This is a genomic window from Nonomuraea salmonea, from assembly GCF_042428605.1.
Classification (GTDB): Bacteria; Actinomycetota; Actinomycetes; order Streptosporangiales; family Streptosporangiaceae; genus Nonomuraea; species Nonomuraea salmonea.
In genome coordinates, this window is sequence record NZ_JBHMCF010000036.1 from 290,896 (window position 1) to 303,749 (window position 12,854).

The following is a 12,854-nucleotide window of genomic DNA, read 5'->3' on the forward strand; positions in this document are numbered from 1 at the left end:
ACTCAAAGTCAATGACACAAACATCCGACATTTCCGATTCCCACCCAGAACCCCTCACCCAACCAGCCCAAACCGTAGAAACCAGCACCCCCCGAGACCAAATCGTTGATTCCCACTCACAAGACCACTCGGGGCCACACCCCGAAGCCGCCACCCACGACGCCACCTCCCACCCCCGCCCACCTCCCCTGAAACACCTCCGCCCCACCACCGCCCACAGCCCGCACAACCAGCCACAACGCCACCATCGAAAGGCACCGAAGCGCTGGGCGGGCACGCCCCGGCGCCTGCGCACACCTTCAGATCACACGCGCGGGGCGCGAGCACCACACCCGGACGCCCCACACCCGAACGCCCCACACCCGGACGCCGCACACCCGGACGCCGCACACCCGGACGCCGCACACCCGGACGCCGCACAGCCAGGCGCCGCACAGCCAGGCGCCGCGCAGCCCTCCCAGCCCCTGCCCTCCCTAAGGGCGGGTCAGGTGGGGGGCGGTGGAGTCGCGGATGACGAGGTCGGGCTGGAAGATGACCTGGCGGTGGCGGTGTTCCCCGGGCTCCGAGACCTCCTCCAGGAGCAGGTCTATGGCGGTGCGGCCGAGCAGCTCGCGGGGTTGCCTGACCGAGGACAACGGGACGGCGGCCGCGGCGGCGAAGTCGATGTCGTCGTAGCCGATGATGGCCATGTCGGCCGGCACCCGCAGCCCGTTGGAGGCCATGGCCTGCAGGAACCCCAGCGCCATCATGTCGTTGGCGCAGAAGGCGGCGGTGGGGCGTTCGGAGGGGGGCAGGGCGGCGACGCGTTCGCCGATGGCCCGCCCCTCGGCCACGGTGAGGGTCGGCGAGGTGGCGGTGAGCAGCTCGACGGCCCCACCGGCGGCGGCGACGGCGCTGGTCACGCCGGCCTGCCGGTCGGCGACCTGTTTGATGCTCGGCGGCCCGCCGACGAAGACGATGCGCCGGTGCCCGCGCTCGATGAGGTGGGCGCCGGCGATCTGGCCGCCGAGCCGGTCGTCCACGGCCACCGAGCATTGCAGCCCGGTGGCGGGACTGTCGACGAGCACGACGGGCGTGCCGCGGGCGACGAGCTCTTCGAGCCAGGGCGGCTCGGCCTCGACGGGCGTGATGAGGACGCCCATCACCCGCTGCTGTTCGAGCTGGTCGAGGTGGCGGCGCTCGCGGCCGGAGTCGCCGGCGCTGTTGCAGAGCACCACCATCGTGTCGTGGTCGTCGGCGACCGCCTCGGCGCCGGTGGCGACGTCCACGAAGAACGGGTTGGCGACGTCGAGGACGACCAGCCCGACCGTACGGCTGCGGCCCGCCCGCAGGTGGCGGGCCACCTCGTTGCGGACGAACCCGAGTTTCTTGATCGCTTCGAAGACGCGTTCGCGGGTGGCCGGGGACACGATCTCGGGGCGGTTGAGCACATTGCTCACCGTTCCGACCGAGACGCGCGCCAGCTGCGCGACCTCCTTGATGTTCGTGGTCGCCATCGATCCTCACGAGGCCGTGCTGCTGAAGGTGCGGGTGCGCCCCCTGGGTGCCCGCCTGACGCGGCGCACCGGCGGGAGGCGTGACCCGGTGTCGTCCGGTGGGCCGCAGAACGCGGTTCACCGAGAACTCGGCTCATCATAGCGGCAAATTATTGAATCGTCTCAAGAGCTCCACGCTCACGAGTTCGGGACGCCTGACCTCATGCCGTCGAGCATCAGCCCCAGGTACCGCCCCGGATCGGCGGCCACGGGCGCCGGGAGGTGGTCGGGGTGGCAGGTGAAGACGTTCAGGAGGTGGACGAGGTCGTCAACGCCGACGTCCGCCCGCATCGAGCCGTCGGCCTGCGCCCGGCGTACGAGGTGGTCGAGCCGCTCCACCCACTCCTCCCGCGCCCGCCTGAACTCGGCCCGCCCCACGATCACCTCGTCGGGCAGGTCGGCGAGCGCCGTGGACAGCGCGGTGCGCCCCGGCTCGGAGGCCCATGAGACGAAGGCGCGGATCGCGCTCCACGCGTCGCCGTTGTCCGCCGTGGCGGTGTCGAGCGCCTCGGTCATCGTGTGCACGTAGTGCTCGCCGATGGCCGCGACCAGGGCGTGGCGGTCGGGGAAGCGCCGGTAGAGGGTGCCGACGCCGACGCCCGCGCGCCGGGCGATGACCTCCATGGGGACGTTGACGCCGCGCTCCGCGATGGCCTCGGCGGCGGCTGTGACGATCTTGCCGAGGTTCCGTCTTGCGTCGGCGCGCACGTACCGGCTCCTAAGTGGACGATTCGATTCCGCATAGTGTACCGTCCGGTCAACCGGAATACGACTTTCCGCTTATGGAGGTGTGCTCGTGATCGTGGTGACCGGTGCCACCGGGTCCGTCGGCCGTGCCCTCGCCGCGCGCCTGAAGGGCCTGGACGTCGTGGCCGCCGTCCGCCGGCCCGCCGGCGACCTCGGGATCCCGTACCGGCCGGCCGACTTCGAGCGTCCCGAGACGATCGGTGCGCTGCTGTCCCCCGGCGACCGGCTCTTCCTCAACAGCTCGATCTGGCCCGGTTTCGCCGACGCTCACCGCGCCGTCATCGACCTCGCCGCGCGCGCCGGCGTGGCGCAGATCGTCACGGTGTCGGTACGCGGCGCCGCACCCGGCGGCCGGCTCGCCAGCGGCCTGCACGGCATCGTGGACGACCACCTCAGGCAGTCGGGCGTGCCGTGGGCGATCCTGCAGCCGACCGGCTTCATGCAGAACCTGCCGTACGACTTCGCGGCCGGCGTCATGCACGGCTCATACGGCACCGCCCCCGTCAACTACATCGACGCCCGCGACGTCGCCGGCACCGCCGCCGCCCTGCTGACCGCTCCCGTCGGCCCCGGCCGCGACCACGTGCTGACCGGCCCAGAGTCGCTGCCGCACGCCAGGATCGCCGAGGAGATCGGCCGCGTCCTGGGCCGCGCGTACCGCTACGTGGACCTCCCCGTCCCCGAGATGGCCGCCCGCCTCGAGACCCGCGGCCTGCCCCGCCTCCAGGCGGAGGAGCTGGCCGCCCTGATGGCCGACATCGGCGACGGCCGCTGGTCATCGACCACCACGACGGTCAAGGACCTCACCGGCCGCCCGCCCCGCTCACTGGCCGCCTACCTCACAGACCACCTCCACGCCTTCAGCCGTTGAGAGGTCATCCCGGATCCACCACGCGGATCCGTACCGCCCTGAACTGCGCGGGCGTCTCCCGCAGCACCGCCAGCCGCGGATCCGGCACCACCAGGAACGGCTCCCGCTCCAGGGCCAGCAGCGGGGCGAGCCGCCGGTCCTGCCGCAGCGCGTCCACGGCTCTCCTGTCGCCGCCGAACACCACCCCGTCCAGCTCCCCCAGGTACGGCGTCAGCACCCGCACCGCCGTCTCCACGGCGTCGTCGTACACCCGCGCCGCCTGGTTCGCCCGCCGCCTGGCGTAGCGCTGCTGCGACCATCCCCCGGCCGCCGTACGCCCCTGCACCAGCCGCGACCCCACCTTGGACACCACCAGCTCGTCCCCATGGAAGACGCCGGCCGCGTACCCACCGAGCCGCACCAGGAACACCCCGACCCGCCGCGCGGCCCCCGCGTGCGTGACCAGCCGGGTGACGTGCGGCGGCCCAGGCGGCGCCAAGGGCGGAAAAGGCACCTGGAGCTCGGCCAGCGCCCCATCGTCGGCCATCAGCCGGACGACGCGGCCATCACCGCTCGCCGAGAAGGGCCCATGGCGCCCGGCGAACCCGTCGATCCACGGGTGCAGGCGCTCCGGCGGCACGCAGACCCACCGGCCGCCGCCCTTCGCCGGACGCCCGCCCATGCCGCGAACCCTACCGAACAACCCCCACCCCCTCGACCACCCCACCCAGGGCGGCGCCGGTGCGCCGACGCGTGGAACGGTCCCTCGCCCTCCCACCCGGGAGACCTTGAGGGACGGTCGCTCGCTCCCCAACCCCCGCGAACCTCAACCGAAATGCCGGTGAATTCTCCTTTTCGGGCCTTCTGGCGGGAGCTGCGAAAGGACCACCATTCCTTACGTGTCCTCCCTGCTCACCAGCCCCTTGGTGGATCTCGACACCGGGGCCGTCATCGCGCATCCCGCCGTCGTGGACCCCTCCGGCGTCCTGCGCGCCACGCCGCTGCCCATGGTGCTGGAGCTGCCGATCGGGGTGGTGCTGCCGGGCGCGGGCGCGCTGGCCCCGCTGCACGAGGCGCTGCGGCGAGCGGGACGGCATCCGCGCGAGGCGATCCTCCTCCTCACCGGTACGTGCCGCGAACAGGACCGGCCGCTGCTGAAGGTGGGCATCGACGGGCTGCGGTCGAGCGGCTACCTGCTGGGCTTCGCGGGCATGGGTGTGGCGGGCCCGAGCCTGGACCTGGTGGCCGGCGCGGCCCCGTACCTGCTGGCCCTGGACCCCGAGGTGGTGGCGCGCATCCCAGGGGACCACCGGGCGACGGCGGTGGCGCGGGCGGTGGTCACGCTGGCACGCGGCATCGGCGCACACGTCATGGCGCCGGGCGTGGAACGGGAGCAGCAGGCGGCGGTGATGCGCGGGCTGGGCGTCCGCCTCGCACACGGCCCGCTGCTCGCTCCTGGCCCGGACGGCAAGGTACGTGTCCCGCTGCCGATCACCGACGAGCCGCCCGCCTCAGCCATGCTCGGCCCCCGCGTCCAGGAGCTGCTGCTGCCCGCCGTGACGCTGCCCGCCGAGGCCAAGGCGGAGGAGGCGGTGGCCGCCTTCGGCCATGAGCCGACGATCACCAGCGTGATCCTGGTGGACGAGTTCCAGCGCCCGACGGGCAGCCTCGACCGCAGCCGCTTCCTGCTCTCCATCGCCGCCCGCTACGGCCACGCCCTGCACGGCTCCAAACCGGCCCGCCGCCTGGCCGACCCCCCGCGCACGGTCCCCCGCACGACTCCGGCCGTCGCCGCCATGCAAGCCGCCGGCCGCGACGCGACCCGCGTCTACGACGACCTGGTGGTAACGGACGAACTGAACCGCTGCCTGGGCATCGTCCGCATCTCAGACCTGATCAGACAGCTGACGACCAGAACCTGACCCCACGCCCAAGGGACCGAAGGACGGGGCCAGGGGTGGGTGTTAGAGCCAGCCCTGCGTGCGGGCTCGTTGGACGGCTTCGATGCGGTTGCGGGTGTGGGTTTTCTGGATGGCGGACGACAGGTAGTTGCGGACGGTGCCCTCCGACAGGTGCAGGCGTGCGGCGATGTCCACGATCGTGGAGCCGTCGGCCGCCGCGCTCAGGACGTCGCGCTCGCGTCCCGACAGCGGGTTGGGCCCCGCGCTCAGCGCAGCCGCCGCCAGGGCCGGGTCGATGACGCGTTCCCCCGCGTGGACCCGCCGGATGGCCGCCGCCAGCTCCCTGGCCGGGCTGTCCTTGACGAGGAAGGCCACGGCGCCGGCCTCCATGGCGGTGCGCAGGTAGCCGGGCCGGCCGAAGGTGGTGAGGATCATCACCCGGCAGCCGGGCACGTCGCGGCCGATGGCGCGGCAGGCGGCGAGCCCGTCGGTGCGGGGCATCTCGATGTCGAGCAGCGCCACGTCGGGCCGGACGGCGGTGGCGACGGCCAGCGCCTCGTCGCCGTCGGCGGCCTCGCCGACGACCTCGATGTCGGGTTCGAGGCCCAGCAGGGAGGCCAGCGCCCCGCGTACCATGCCCTGGTCTTCGGCCAGGAGAACTCTGATCATGCGTACTCCACCGCAGGAACCAGCACCCTGAGCCGGTGGTCGCCGACCGTGACCGTGCCGTTCGCGCCGGTCACCCGCTCGGTGAGCCCGCGCAGGCCGCTGCCCATCGCGTACGGCCCGCCGCCGCCGTCCCCGTCGTCCACGATCTCCAGCACGGCGCCGGACTCCGAGACGGTCACGGTGATCTCGCACCGGGTGGCGTGCGCGTGGCGGACGACGTTGGTGACGCCCTCGCGCACGCTCCACCCGAACAGCTCGTCGAGCACGGCGGGCGGCGGCCCGCCGGCGACGCGCACGTCGGCCGCGACCCCGGCGGCCGCCAGCACCGCGCGGGCGCTGTCGAGCTCCTCGGCGAGGCTGCGCTGCCGGTAGCCGGTGACCGCCTCGCGCACCTCGGTCAGCGCCTTCCTGGCGACGGACTCGATGTCGGCGATCTCCTGGCGCGCCCGGGGCGACTCCTCGGCCAGCCGCCCGGCCAGCTCGCTCTTGAGCACGATCAGCGACAGGCTGTGGCCGAGCAGGTCGTGCAGGTCGCGGGCGATGCGCAGGCGCTCCTCGGTGGCGGCGAGCCTGGCGACCTCGTCCTGGGCGAGGCGCAGCCGGTGGCTCAGCGCGCGGGTGTTGCGGACGCTGATGAACAGCACGCCGAGCGTCACCACCTGGACGGCGAGCACGGCGATGGTGTCCCAGGAGTCGCGGTGCAGCACGCCGCCGCCGATGACGACCAGCAGGCTGAGGACCATGCCGATCAGGGCGTGGGCGGGCCGCAGAGCGAAGGCGTACAGGACGACGGTGTAGACCGGCAGGCTCAGCCAGGCTCCGCCGAAGGCCAGCGCGGCGGTCACGCCGAGCACGCTGACCAGCGCGAACAGCGGGTAGATGAAGCGGCCCAGACTGAGCCTGCTCGGAGAGCTCGCGACGACGAGGACGTAGGCGCCGACGTACGTCATCAGCAGCAGGCAGGCCCAGACCGCCTTCGCCCCGGTGAAGGCGCCGGTCACGATGTCGGCGACGGGGAAGAGGAGATAGACCATGCCGACGGAGACGCCCACCAGTCGCCTGGCGGGCGACCCGTTCTCGTCGGGGCCGTCGAAGCTGATCCGGTCGGCGAAGCTCATGCCCGTACGGTAGCCCGCCGGTACAAGCAGGCCGCGAGCCCGCCCAGGACGACCGCCCACCCGGCGATGACCAGCACGTCCGTCATCACCACGCCGTTCCCGGCGGCGAGGCTCCAGCCGAGGCTCGCGTAGTGGAAGGAGGGCGTCAGCCCGGCCACGGTCTTCATGGTGGCGCCGAAGACCTCCGGCGGGAACCACAGGCCGCCCGCGATGGCCAGCACGAACATGCAGATCATCGCGACGGGCTGGGCGGCGTCGGCGGTCAGCGCCGACCCGATGGCCAGCCCGAGCGCCACGAACGGCACCGCGCCCAGCCACAGGGCCAGCAGCAGCGCCAGCCACCTGCCGGGCGGCAGCGACACGCCCTGCTGCACGATCGCGGCCAGGCTGACCAGCACGAGCGCGGGCAGCACGAGTGTCATCGCGGTCATCAGCTTGGCGGCGACGACGGCGGAGCCGGGCAGCGGCGTGATCTGGAGCTGGCGCAGCCAGCCGGACTGCCGCTCGGTGGCCAGCGGCACGGCGGAGCTCATCGTGGACGACGCGAGCGCCCCATAGGCGGCCATCGACACCATGAGCAGGACGCTGTACTTGACGCCGCCCGCGTCGGTGTCCTGGCCGTAGATGCTGGCGTTGATCACGTACAGCAGTACGGGGAAGGCCACGACGAAGACGAAGTAGCGCCTGTTGCGCAGCATGCGCAGGATGTCGGTCTTGGCGAAGGCGAGCATCAGGGCTCCCGGGTGAGCTGGAGAAAGGCGGCCTCGAGGTCGGCGCCGGCCAGCCGGACGCCGCGCACGTCGAGCGTGGTGCCCCGGTAGAGGGCGTCGAGGGTGGCGTCGGGGTCGGAGGTGTGCAGGGTGGCCGTGCCGTCCAGGATCTCGACGGCGCTGACGCCGGGCAGCCGGTCGAGCCCGGCCGCCGGCTGGTCGCCGAGGTCGAAGCTGACGGCGCTGCCTCCGGCGCCGGCCTTGATCTGGGCGGCGGTGCCGTCGGCGGCCAGCCGGCCGCGCGCGATGACGACCACCCGGTCGGAGTGCTCGTCGGCCTCCTCCAGGTAGTGGGTGGCGAACACGACGGTACGTCCCCCGGCTGCGTAGTCGTGCATCCCGGCCCAGAAACGCAGCCTGGACTCGACGTCCATGGCGGCGGTGGGCTCGTCGAGCAGCAGGATCTTCGGCGCCCCGGCGATCGCGAGGGCGAACCTGACCCGCTGCGCCTGCCCGCCGGACAGCTTGCCCGCCCGCCGCCCGGCCAGGCTCGTCAGGTCGGCCAGCTCCAGGACGTCGGCCAGGTCGAGGGGCCGGGGGTAGAGGCGGCGGACGAGGTCGACGAGCTCCTTGACGGTCAGCTCCGGGATGAGGGCGCCGTCCTGGAGCATGGCGCCCATCTCCCCCGCCCTGACCGCCTCGGCGGGGGCGCGCCCGTGCACCGCCACCGTGCCCGCGGTGGGCAGGAGGAGGCCGAGCAGCAGGTTGATGGAGGTGGACTTGCCGGCCCCGTTGGGGCCGAGCAGCGCGACCGTCGAGCCGGGCTCGACCGACAACGACAGGTCGTCGACGGCGAGCACGTCCCCGTAGTGCTTGCTGACGTGGTCGAACACGATGGCGTTCATGCCGGGAACGCTACGGGCGTGGCCGGTGGGGACGGCAGTGCGTTCCCTCCGGCCTTCGCCGTGACATTTGTCAGATCAGAGGCGGCAGGCGTAGATGTCGGTGACCAGGATGGCCCGCGCGCCGATGTCCCAGAGCTGGTCCATCACCTGCTGGTGACCCTTGCGGCGGACCATGGCCCGCACGGCGACCCAGCCCTCGCGGTGCAGCGGCGAGACCGTCGGCCCCTCCATGCCGGGGGTGAGCGCGATGGCCTCCTCGATGCGCTCGGCGCGGATGTCGTAGTCCATCATCACGAAGTCGCGGGCGTGCACGACGCCCTGGAAGCGGCGGACGAGCTGGCCCGCGCCCGGCGACTCCGGCGCGCCCTGCCGCTTGATGAGCACGGCCTCGGAACGCATGATCGGCTCGCCGAACACCTCGAGCCCGACGTTGCGCAGCGTGGTGCCGGTCTCGACGACGTCGGCGATGGCGTCGGCGACGCCGAGCCTGATGGCGGTCTCGACGGCGCCGTCGAGCTTGATGACCCGGGCATCGACGCCCTGGTCGGACAGGTATTTGTCGAGCAGGCCAGGATAGGCGGTGGCGATGCGGCGGCCGTCGAGGTCGGCGACCGAGGTCATCGCCCCCGCGGCGGCGGCCAGCCGGAAGGTGGAGCCACCGAAGCCGAGCGGCATGATCTCCTCGACCGGCGCGCCGGAGTCGATCAGCATGTCGCGGCCGGTGATGCCGAGGTCGAGGGTGCCTTCGCCGACGTAGACGGCGATGTCTCTGGGCCGCAGGAAGAACAGCTCGCAGCCGTTGGCCTCGTCGACGACGACGAGCTCCTTGCTGTCTCTGCGCGACCGGTAGCCGGCCTCTTTGAGCATGCTCTGGGCGCCCTCGCTGAGCGCGCCCTTGTTCGGTACTGCCAGACGCAGCATGTCAGGTCCTTACGTGTCTCGCTCTCATTGTCTCTCCGCGGTGGCCGGGCGCCGGGGCGCCCTAGAGATGCTTGTAGACCTGGTCGAGGCCGATGCCTCTGGCGATCATGAGCACCTGGACGTGGTAGAGGAGCTGCGAGATCTCTTCCGCTGCCCTGTCGTCTGACTCGTATTCGGCCGCCATCCAGCTCTCGGCGGCCTCCTCGACGACCTTCTTGCCGATGGCATGGACGCCGGCGTCGAGCGCGGCCACGGTGCCCGAGCCCGCGGGCCGGGTCCGGGCCTTCTCTGACAGCTCGGCGAACAGCTCTTCGAAGGTCTTCATGGTCTCTCTCGTCGTTCGGCTGGCGTGCCTGCTAAGCCTAGTCTGCGTCACGGGGTGACGCCGCCCGGCGTCCGCCACGCGAGACGACCGTCATCACCTGGTCATGAGTCCGGACACATCGGACGGCTGCTTTCGTCCCGTCCCCAACCGATGAACCGGCGAGCAGCGCCATCCCGCTCGCGTGACCAGGAAAGCACGTCGCCCGCCGCACCTCGGGGGTGCGGCGGGCGACGTTCGTGCATCAGAACCGGTCAGCGCTCGTAGCGGCGGCCGGAGTTGCGGCGGTAGCCGCCGTTGCCGCGCTCGTCGGTACGCCCGGAGCGGTAACCCCCAGGACGGTCGTCGGAACGGTAACCGGCGGGCCGGTCGTCGGAACGGTAGCCGCGGTCGCGGTCACCCGAGAACGGGCGGCCACGGTCGGAGCCGTAACGCGGGCCACGGTCGTCCTGGCGCAGCGGGCGGTCGTCGGAGCGGTAGCCGCCCCGGCCGCCGCGCCCCTCGCGCCGGCGGTCGTCACTGAACGTGCGGGGCTCCTGCGAGCCCCCGAACGGCCGCTCACCCTCACCGTGCCGGTGCGGGCGGCGCTCGTCGGACGGAGCGCTGAACGGCCGGTCGCCGTCGTGGCGGCGCGGCGCGCGGTTGCCGTCGAACTCGCGGCGGGGCCTGCGCTCACCGTCGAACTCCCGGCGCGGACGCCGGTCGTCGCCGAACGACCGCTCGCCGTCCTCGTGGCGGCGCGGGCGGCGCTCACCGTCGAAGTCACGGCGGCCGCGGCGGCCGCCACGGCGCTCGGAGGTGCCGCCGTCGCGGCGCGGGCGCAGCGGCTTGCGGACGTCAGGCTCCCACACGGGGATGGACTCGCCGCTCGGCGTGCGGGCCCCGGCCACCTCGGCGAGGCGCGGGTGGCCCGGCGTGGCCTTGAGACGGAACGGGTGGATGCCGGCCCTGCGGGTGAGCGCGTCGGTGGAGCGGCGCTCGTTGGGCAGCACCAGCGTCACCACGGTGCCCTTCTCGCCGGCGCGCGCCGTGCGGCCGCCCCGGTGCAGGTAGCTCTTGTGGTCCTGCGGCGGGTCGACGTGCAGCACCAGGCTGATGTTGTCGACGTGGATGCCGCGGGCGGCGACGTCGGTGCACACCAGCACGTTGACGGAGCCCTCGCGGAACTCCGACAGGATGCGGGTGCGCTGGTTCTGGCGCTTGCCGCCGTGCAGGCCGCCGGCCTTGACGCCGACCCTGGCGAGCTGCTTGCACAGCCGGTCGACGCCGTGCTGGGTGCGGACGAAGATGATCGTACGGCCCTCGCGGTTGGCGATCTCGGCCGTGACGTCGAACTTGTCGTCGCGCGTCACCTGCACGACGTGGTGCTCCATGGTGTCGACCGGGGAGGTCGCGGGCGCCACGGAGTGGGTGATGGGGTTCTTCAGGAAGCGCTGCACCAGCTTGTCGACGTCGCCGTCGAGCGTGGCGGAGAACAGCAGCCGCTGGCCGTCGGACGGGGTCTGCGCGAGCAGGTCGGTGACGACCGGGAAGAAGCCGAGGTCGCACATGTGGTCGGCCTCGTCGAGGACGCTCACCTCGACGTCGCCGAGCGAGCACTCGCCCTGCCTGATGAGGTCGCCGAGGCGGCCGGGGGTGGCGATGACGATGTCGACGCCGCGCCGCAGCGCCTCGATCTGCTTGCCCATCGACATGCCGCCGACGACGACCTTCATGCGCAGGCCGAGGCCGCGGCCGAGGGGCTCGAGGGCGTCGTGCACCTGGAGCGCGAGCTCACGGGTGGGCACGAGGATCATCGCGTGGGGCCGCCCTGGGGCGGGCTTCACGCCGGCGATGCGGGCCATGGTGGGCAGGCCGAAGGCGAGCGTCTTGCCGGAGCCGGTCTGGCCGCGGCCGAGCACGTCATGGCCGGCGAGCACGTCGGGGATCGTCGCGCTCTGAATGGGGAACGGACTGTCGAAGCCCAGCTTGGCCAGCCCGTTGACGAGCGGCTTCGGCAGGCCGAGCAGCTCGAATTCGGACGGGGCCGGCTCGATCGTGGTGTCGTCGAGCGTGGGCATGACAGCGTCAAGCATGGTCACGAAAGTCGTGCCTTTCCGTCGAAGTGGCACGTCACTTCTGCGAAAGGACGAGCCAAGGCATGCGGCGGGGCCGCACAGGTTCAAGGGCACCCGCCGTCATGGGGGCGGGAAGAGGAGGGGGGACATACCTGGCACCGGCCGCAGGCGGTGCGAGACGCGCGATGAGGCGTCAGGTACATCTGTTACCAACGCCGGGGATGTTATCGGATATTCCCCCGGGACGCGCCCGGACTTTCCGGAAACGCTATTGCACACTGAAACGGCTGACGCTTTACGCCAGCCGTGACAGCGGAAAAGATCAGACGTTGAAGCCTAGCATACGGAGCTGCTCGCGCCCCTCGTCAGTGATCTTGTCAGGGCCCCACGGCGGCAGCCAGACCCAGTTGATCTTCACGTCGGACACCATGCCGTCGAGCGCGGAATGCGCCTGGTCCTCGATGACGTCGGTCAGCGGGCAGGCGGCGCTGGTCAGCGTCATGTCGATGGTGGCGACGGGCTTGCCCCCGTCGGCCGAGTCGAGGTTGAGCCCGTAGATCAGGCCCAGGTCGACGACGTTGATGCCGAGCTCGGGGTCGACGACGTCCTTGAGGGCTTCCATGACCTCGTCGGCACTCGTCTCGCCGTCGAAATCGGTCGGCGTCTCCACTGGCTTGCTCATTGGGCAGCGCTCCTCACAACCGCATCCTTGTAGGCCATCCAAGAAAGCAACGCGCATTTAACACGCGCCGGGAACTTGGCCACGCCCGCGAACGCGACCGCGTCGCCGAGGACGTCCTCGTCGGCCTCCACCTGTCCCCTGCCTTGCATCAGCCGGGTGAACTCGTCGACCACGGACAGCGTCTCCTGAACCGTCGAGCCGGTGGTCAGCTCGTGCAGCACGGAGGCGGCGGCCTGGCTGATGGAGCAGCCCTGGCCGTCGTAGGAGACGTCGAGGATCGTGCCGGCGTCGTCCACCTTGACCCTGAGCGTGATCTCGTCGCCGCACGTCGGGTTCACGTGGTGAACCTCGGCGTCGTACGGCTCGCGCAGCCCCCGCCCCTGCGGGTGCTTGTAGTGTTCCAGGATCAGCTCCTGGTACATCGACTCGCCGATCAT

14 protein-coding genes are annotated in these 12,854 nt (G+C 71.9%); 2 read left to right on the forward strand and 12 right to left on the reverse strand.

The features are described 5' to 3' along the window. Positions 1-473: 473 nt before the first annotated feature. Both ACFFR3_RS30965 and ACFFR3_RS30970 read right to left on the reverse strand, forming a co-directional pair. A complete protein-coding gene (locus tag ACFFR3_RS30965) occupies positions 474-1,496 on the reverse strand; it encodes a LacI family DNA-binding transcriptional regulator (protein ID WP_345386066.1) in 1,023 nt (340 codons plus the stop codon). Between the two features lie 177 nt (positions 1,497-1,673). Continuing rightward, positions 1,674-2,243, reverse strand: coding sequence for a TetR/AcrR family transcriptional regulator (locus ACFFR3_RS30970; RefSeq protein WP_345386068.1), 570 nt, complete (start codon positions 2,241-2,243; stop codon positions 1,674-1,676). A gap of 88 nt (positions 2,244-2,331) precedes the next feature. Between ACFFR3_RS30970 and ACFFR3_RS30975 the strand changes: the two genes are divergently transcribed. Continuing rightward, on the forward strand, positions 2,332-3,153 hold the full coding sequence (locus tag ACFFR3_RS30975) for an NAD(P)H-binding protein (RefSeq protein ID WP_379484282.1): 822 nt from the start codon (positions 2,332-2,334) through the stop codon (positions 3,151-3,153). Positions 3,154-3,157: 4 nt separating this feature from the next. Here the strand turns inward: ACFFR3_RS30975 and ACFFR3_RS30980 are convergent, their stop codons facing one another. After that, entirely contained in the window at positions 3,158-3,814 is a 657-nt protein-coding gene (locus ACFFR3_RS30980) for an acVLRF1 family peptidyl-tRNA hydrolase (RefSeq protein ID WP_345409238.1), read from the reverse strand. Between the two features lie 217 nt (positions 3,815-4,031). On the opposite strand from ACFFR3_RS30980, the gene ACFFR3_RS30985 reads away from it, so the two are divergent. Then, positions 4,032-5,054 carry an EAL domain-containing protein gene (locus ACFFR3_RS30985; protein WP_379484283.1) on the forward strand — a complete coding sequence of 341 codons (1,023 nt, stop codon included), beginning with the start codon at positions 4,032-4,034 and terminating at the stop codon, positions 5,052-5,054. 42 nt (positions 5,055-5,096) lie between these two features. Here ACFFR3_RS30985 and ACFFR3_RS30990 read toward each other — a convergent pair whose 3' ends face one another. From ACFFR3_RS30990 to sufU, 9 genes are all read right to left on the reverse strand, one after another. Then, on the reverse strand, positions 5,097-5,702 hold the full coding sequence (locus tag ACFFR3_RS30990; RefSeq protein ID WP_345386074.1) for a response regulator transcription factor: 606 nt from the start codon (positions 5,700-5,702) through the stop codon (positions 5,097-5,099). Continuing rightward, entirely contained in the window at positions 5,699-6,820 is a 1,122-nt protein-coding gene (locus ACFFR3_RS30995; RefSeq protein ID WP_345386076.1) for a sensor histidine kinase, read from the reverse strand. Before ACFFR3_RS30995 ends, ACFFR3_RS30990 begins: the two co-directional genes overlap by 4 nt. Then, the gene (locus tag ACFFR3_RS31000) at positions 6,817-7,551 is read right to left on the reverse strand and encodes an ABC transporter permease (RefSeq protein ID WP_345386078.1); all 735 of its coding nucleotides are present in this window, start codon (positions 7,549-7,551) and stop codon (positions 6,817-6,819) included. Before ACFFR3_RS31000 ends, ACFFR3_RS30995 begins: the two co-directional genes overlap by 4 nt. Next, entirely contained in the window at positions 7,551-8,435 is an 885-nt protein-coding gene (locus tag ACFFR3_RS31005; RefSeq protein WP_379484284.1) for an ABC transporter ATP-binding protein, read from the reverse strand. Before ACFFR3_RS31005 ends, ACFFR3_RS31000 begins: the two co-directional genes overlap by 1 nt. A 75-nt stretch (positions 8,436-8,510) precedes the next feature. After that, positions 8,511-9,356 (reverse strand): ATP phosphoribosyltransferase, encoded by an 846-nt coding sequence (hisG, locus tag ACFFR3_RS31010; protein WP_345386084.1) that lies wholly within the window; start codon positions 9,354-9,356, stop codon positions 8,511-8,513. Between the two features lie 61 nt (positions 9,357-9,417). Next, positions 9,418-9,681 carry a phosphoribosyl-ATP diphosphatase gene (locus ACFFR3_RS31015; RefSeq protein WP_345386086.1) on the reverse strand — a complete coding sequence of 88 codons (264 nt, stop codon included), beginning with the start codon at positions 9,679-9,681 and terminating at the stop codon, positions 9,418-9,420. A 251-nt stretch (positions 9,682-9,932) separates the two neighbouring features. Further along, positions 9,933-11,753 (reverse strand): DEAD/DEAH box helicase, encoded by a 1,821-nt coding sequence (locus tag ACFFR3_RS31020; RefSeq protein WP_364381028.1) that lies wholly within the window; start codon positions 11,751-11,753, stop codon positions 9,933-9,935. 304 nt (positions 11,754-12,057) lie between these two features. Next, on the reverse strand, positions 12,058-12,417 hold the full coding sequence (locus tag ACFFR3_RS31025) for a metal-sulfur cluster assembly factor (protein WP_345386090.1): 360 nt from the start codon (positions 12,415-12,417) through the stop codon (positions 12,058-12,060). Further along, a complete protein-coding gene (gene sufU, locus ACFFR3_RS31030; protein ID WP_345386092.1) occupies positions 12,414-12,854 on the reverse strand; it encodes a Fe-S cluster assembly sulfur transfer protein SufU in 441 nt (146 codons plus the stop codon). Before sufU ends, ACFFR3_RS31025 begins: the two co-directional genes overlap by 4 nt.

Excerpts from the sequence above, each read along its gene's own strand:
- ACFFR3_RS30965 (WP_345386066.1), bottom strand. The coding sequence starts at position 1,496 with ATGGCGACCACGAACATCAAGGAGGTCGCGCAGCTGGCGCGCGTCTCG.
- ACFFR3_RS30980 (WP_345409238.1), bottom strand. The coding sequence starts at position 3,814 with ATGGGCGGGCGTCCGGCGAAGGGCGGCGGCCGGTGGGTCTGCGTGCCG.
- ACFFR3_RS30990 (WP_345386074.1), bottom strand. The coding sequence starts at position 5,702 with ATGATCAGAGTTCTCCTGGCCGAAGACCAGGGCATGGTACGCGGGGCG.
- ACFFR3_RS30995 (WP_345386076.1), bottom strand. The coding sequence starts at position 6,820 with ATGAGCTTCGCCGACCGGATCAGCTTCGACGGCCCCGACGAGAACGGG.
- ACFFR3_RS31000 (WP_345386078.1), bottom strand. The coding sequence starts at position 7,551 with ATGCTCGCCTTCGCCAAGACCGACATCCTGCGCATGCTGCGCAACAGG.
- ACFFR3_RS31005 (WP_379484284.1), bottom strand. The coding sequence starts at position 8,435 with ATGAACGCCATCGTGTTCGACCACGTCAGCAAGCACTACGGGGACGTG.
- hisG (WP_345386084.1), bottom strand. The coding sequence starts at position 9,356 with ATGCTGCGTCTGGCAGTACCGAACAAGGGCGCGCTCAGCGAGGGCGCC.
- ACFFR3_RS31015 (WP_345386086.1), bottom strand. The coding sequence starts at position 9,681 with ATGAAGACCTTCGAAGAGCTGTTCGCCGAGCTGTCAGAGAAGGCCCGG.
- ACFFR3_RS31020 (WP_364381028.1), bottom strand. The coding sequence starts at position 11,753 with ATGCTTGACGCTGTCATGCCCACGCTCGACGACACCACGATCGAGCCG.
- ACFFR3_RS31025 (WP_345386090.1), bottom strand. The coding sequence starts at position 12,417 with ATGAGCAAGCCAGTGGAGACGCCGACCGATTTCGACGGCGAGACGAGT.
- sufU (WP_345386092.1), bottom strand. The coding sequence starts at position 12,854 with ATGATCGGCGAGTCGATGTACCAGGAGCTGATCCTGGAACACTACAAG.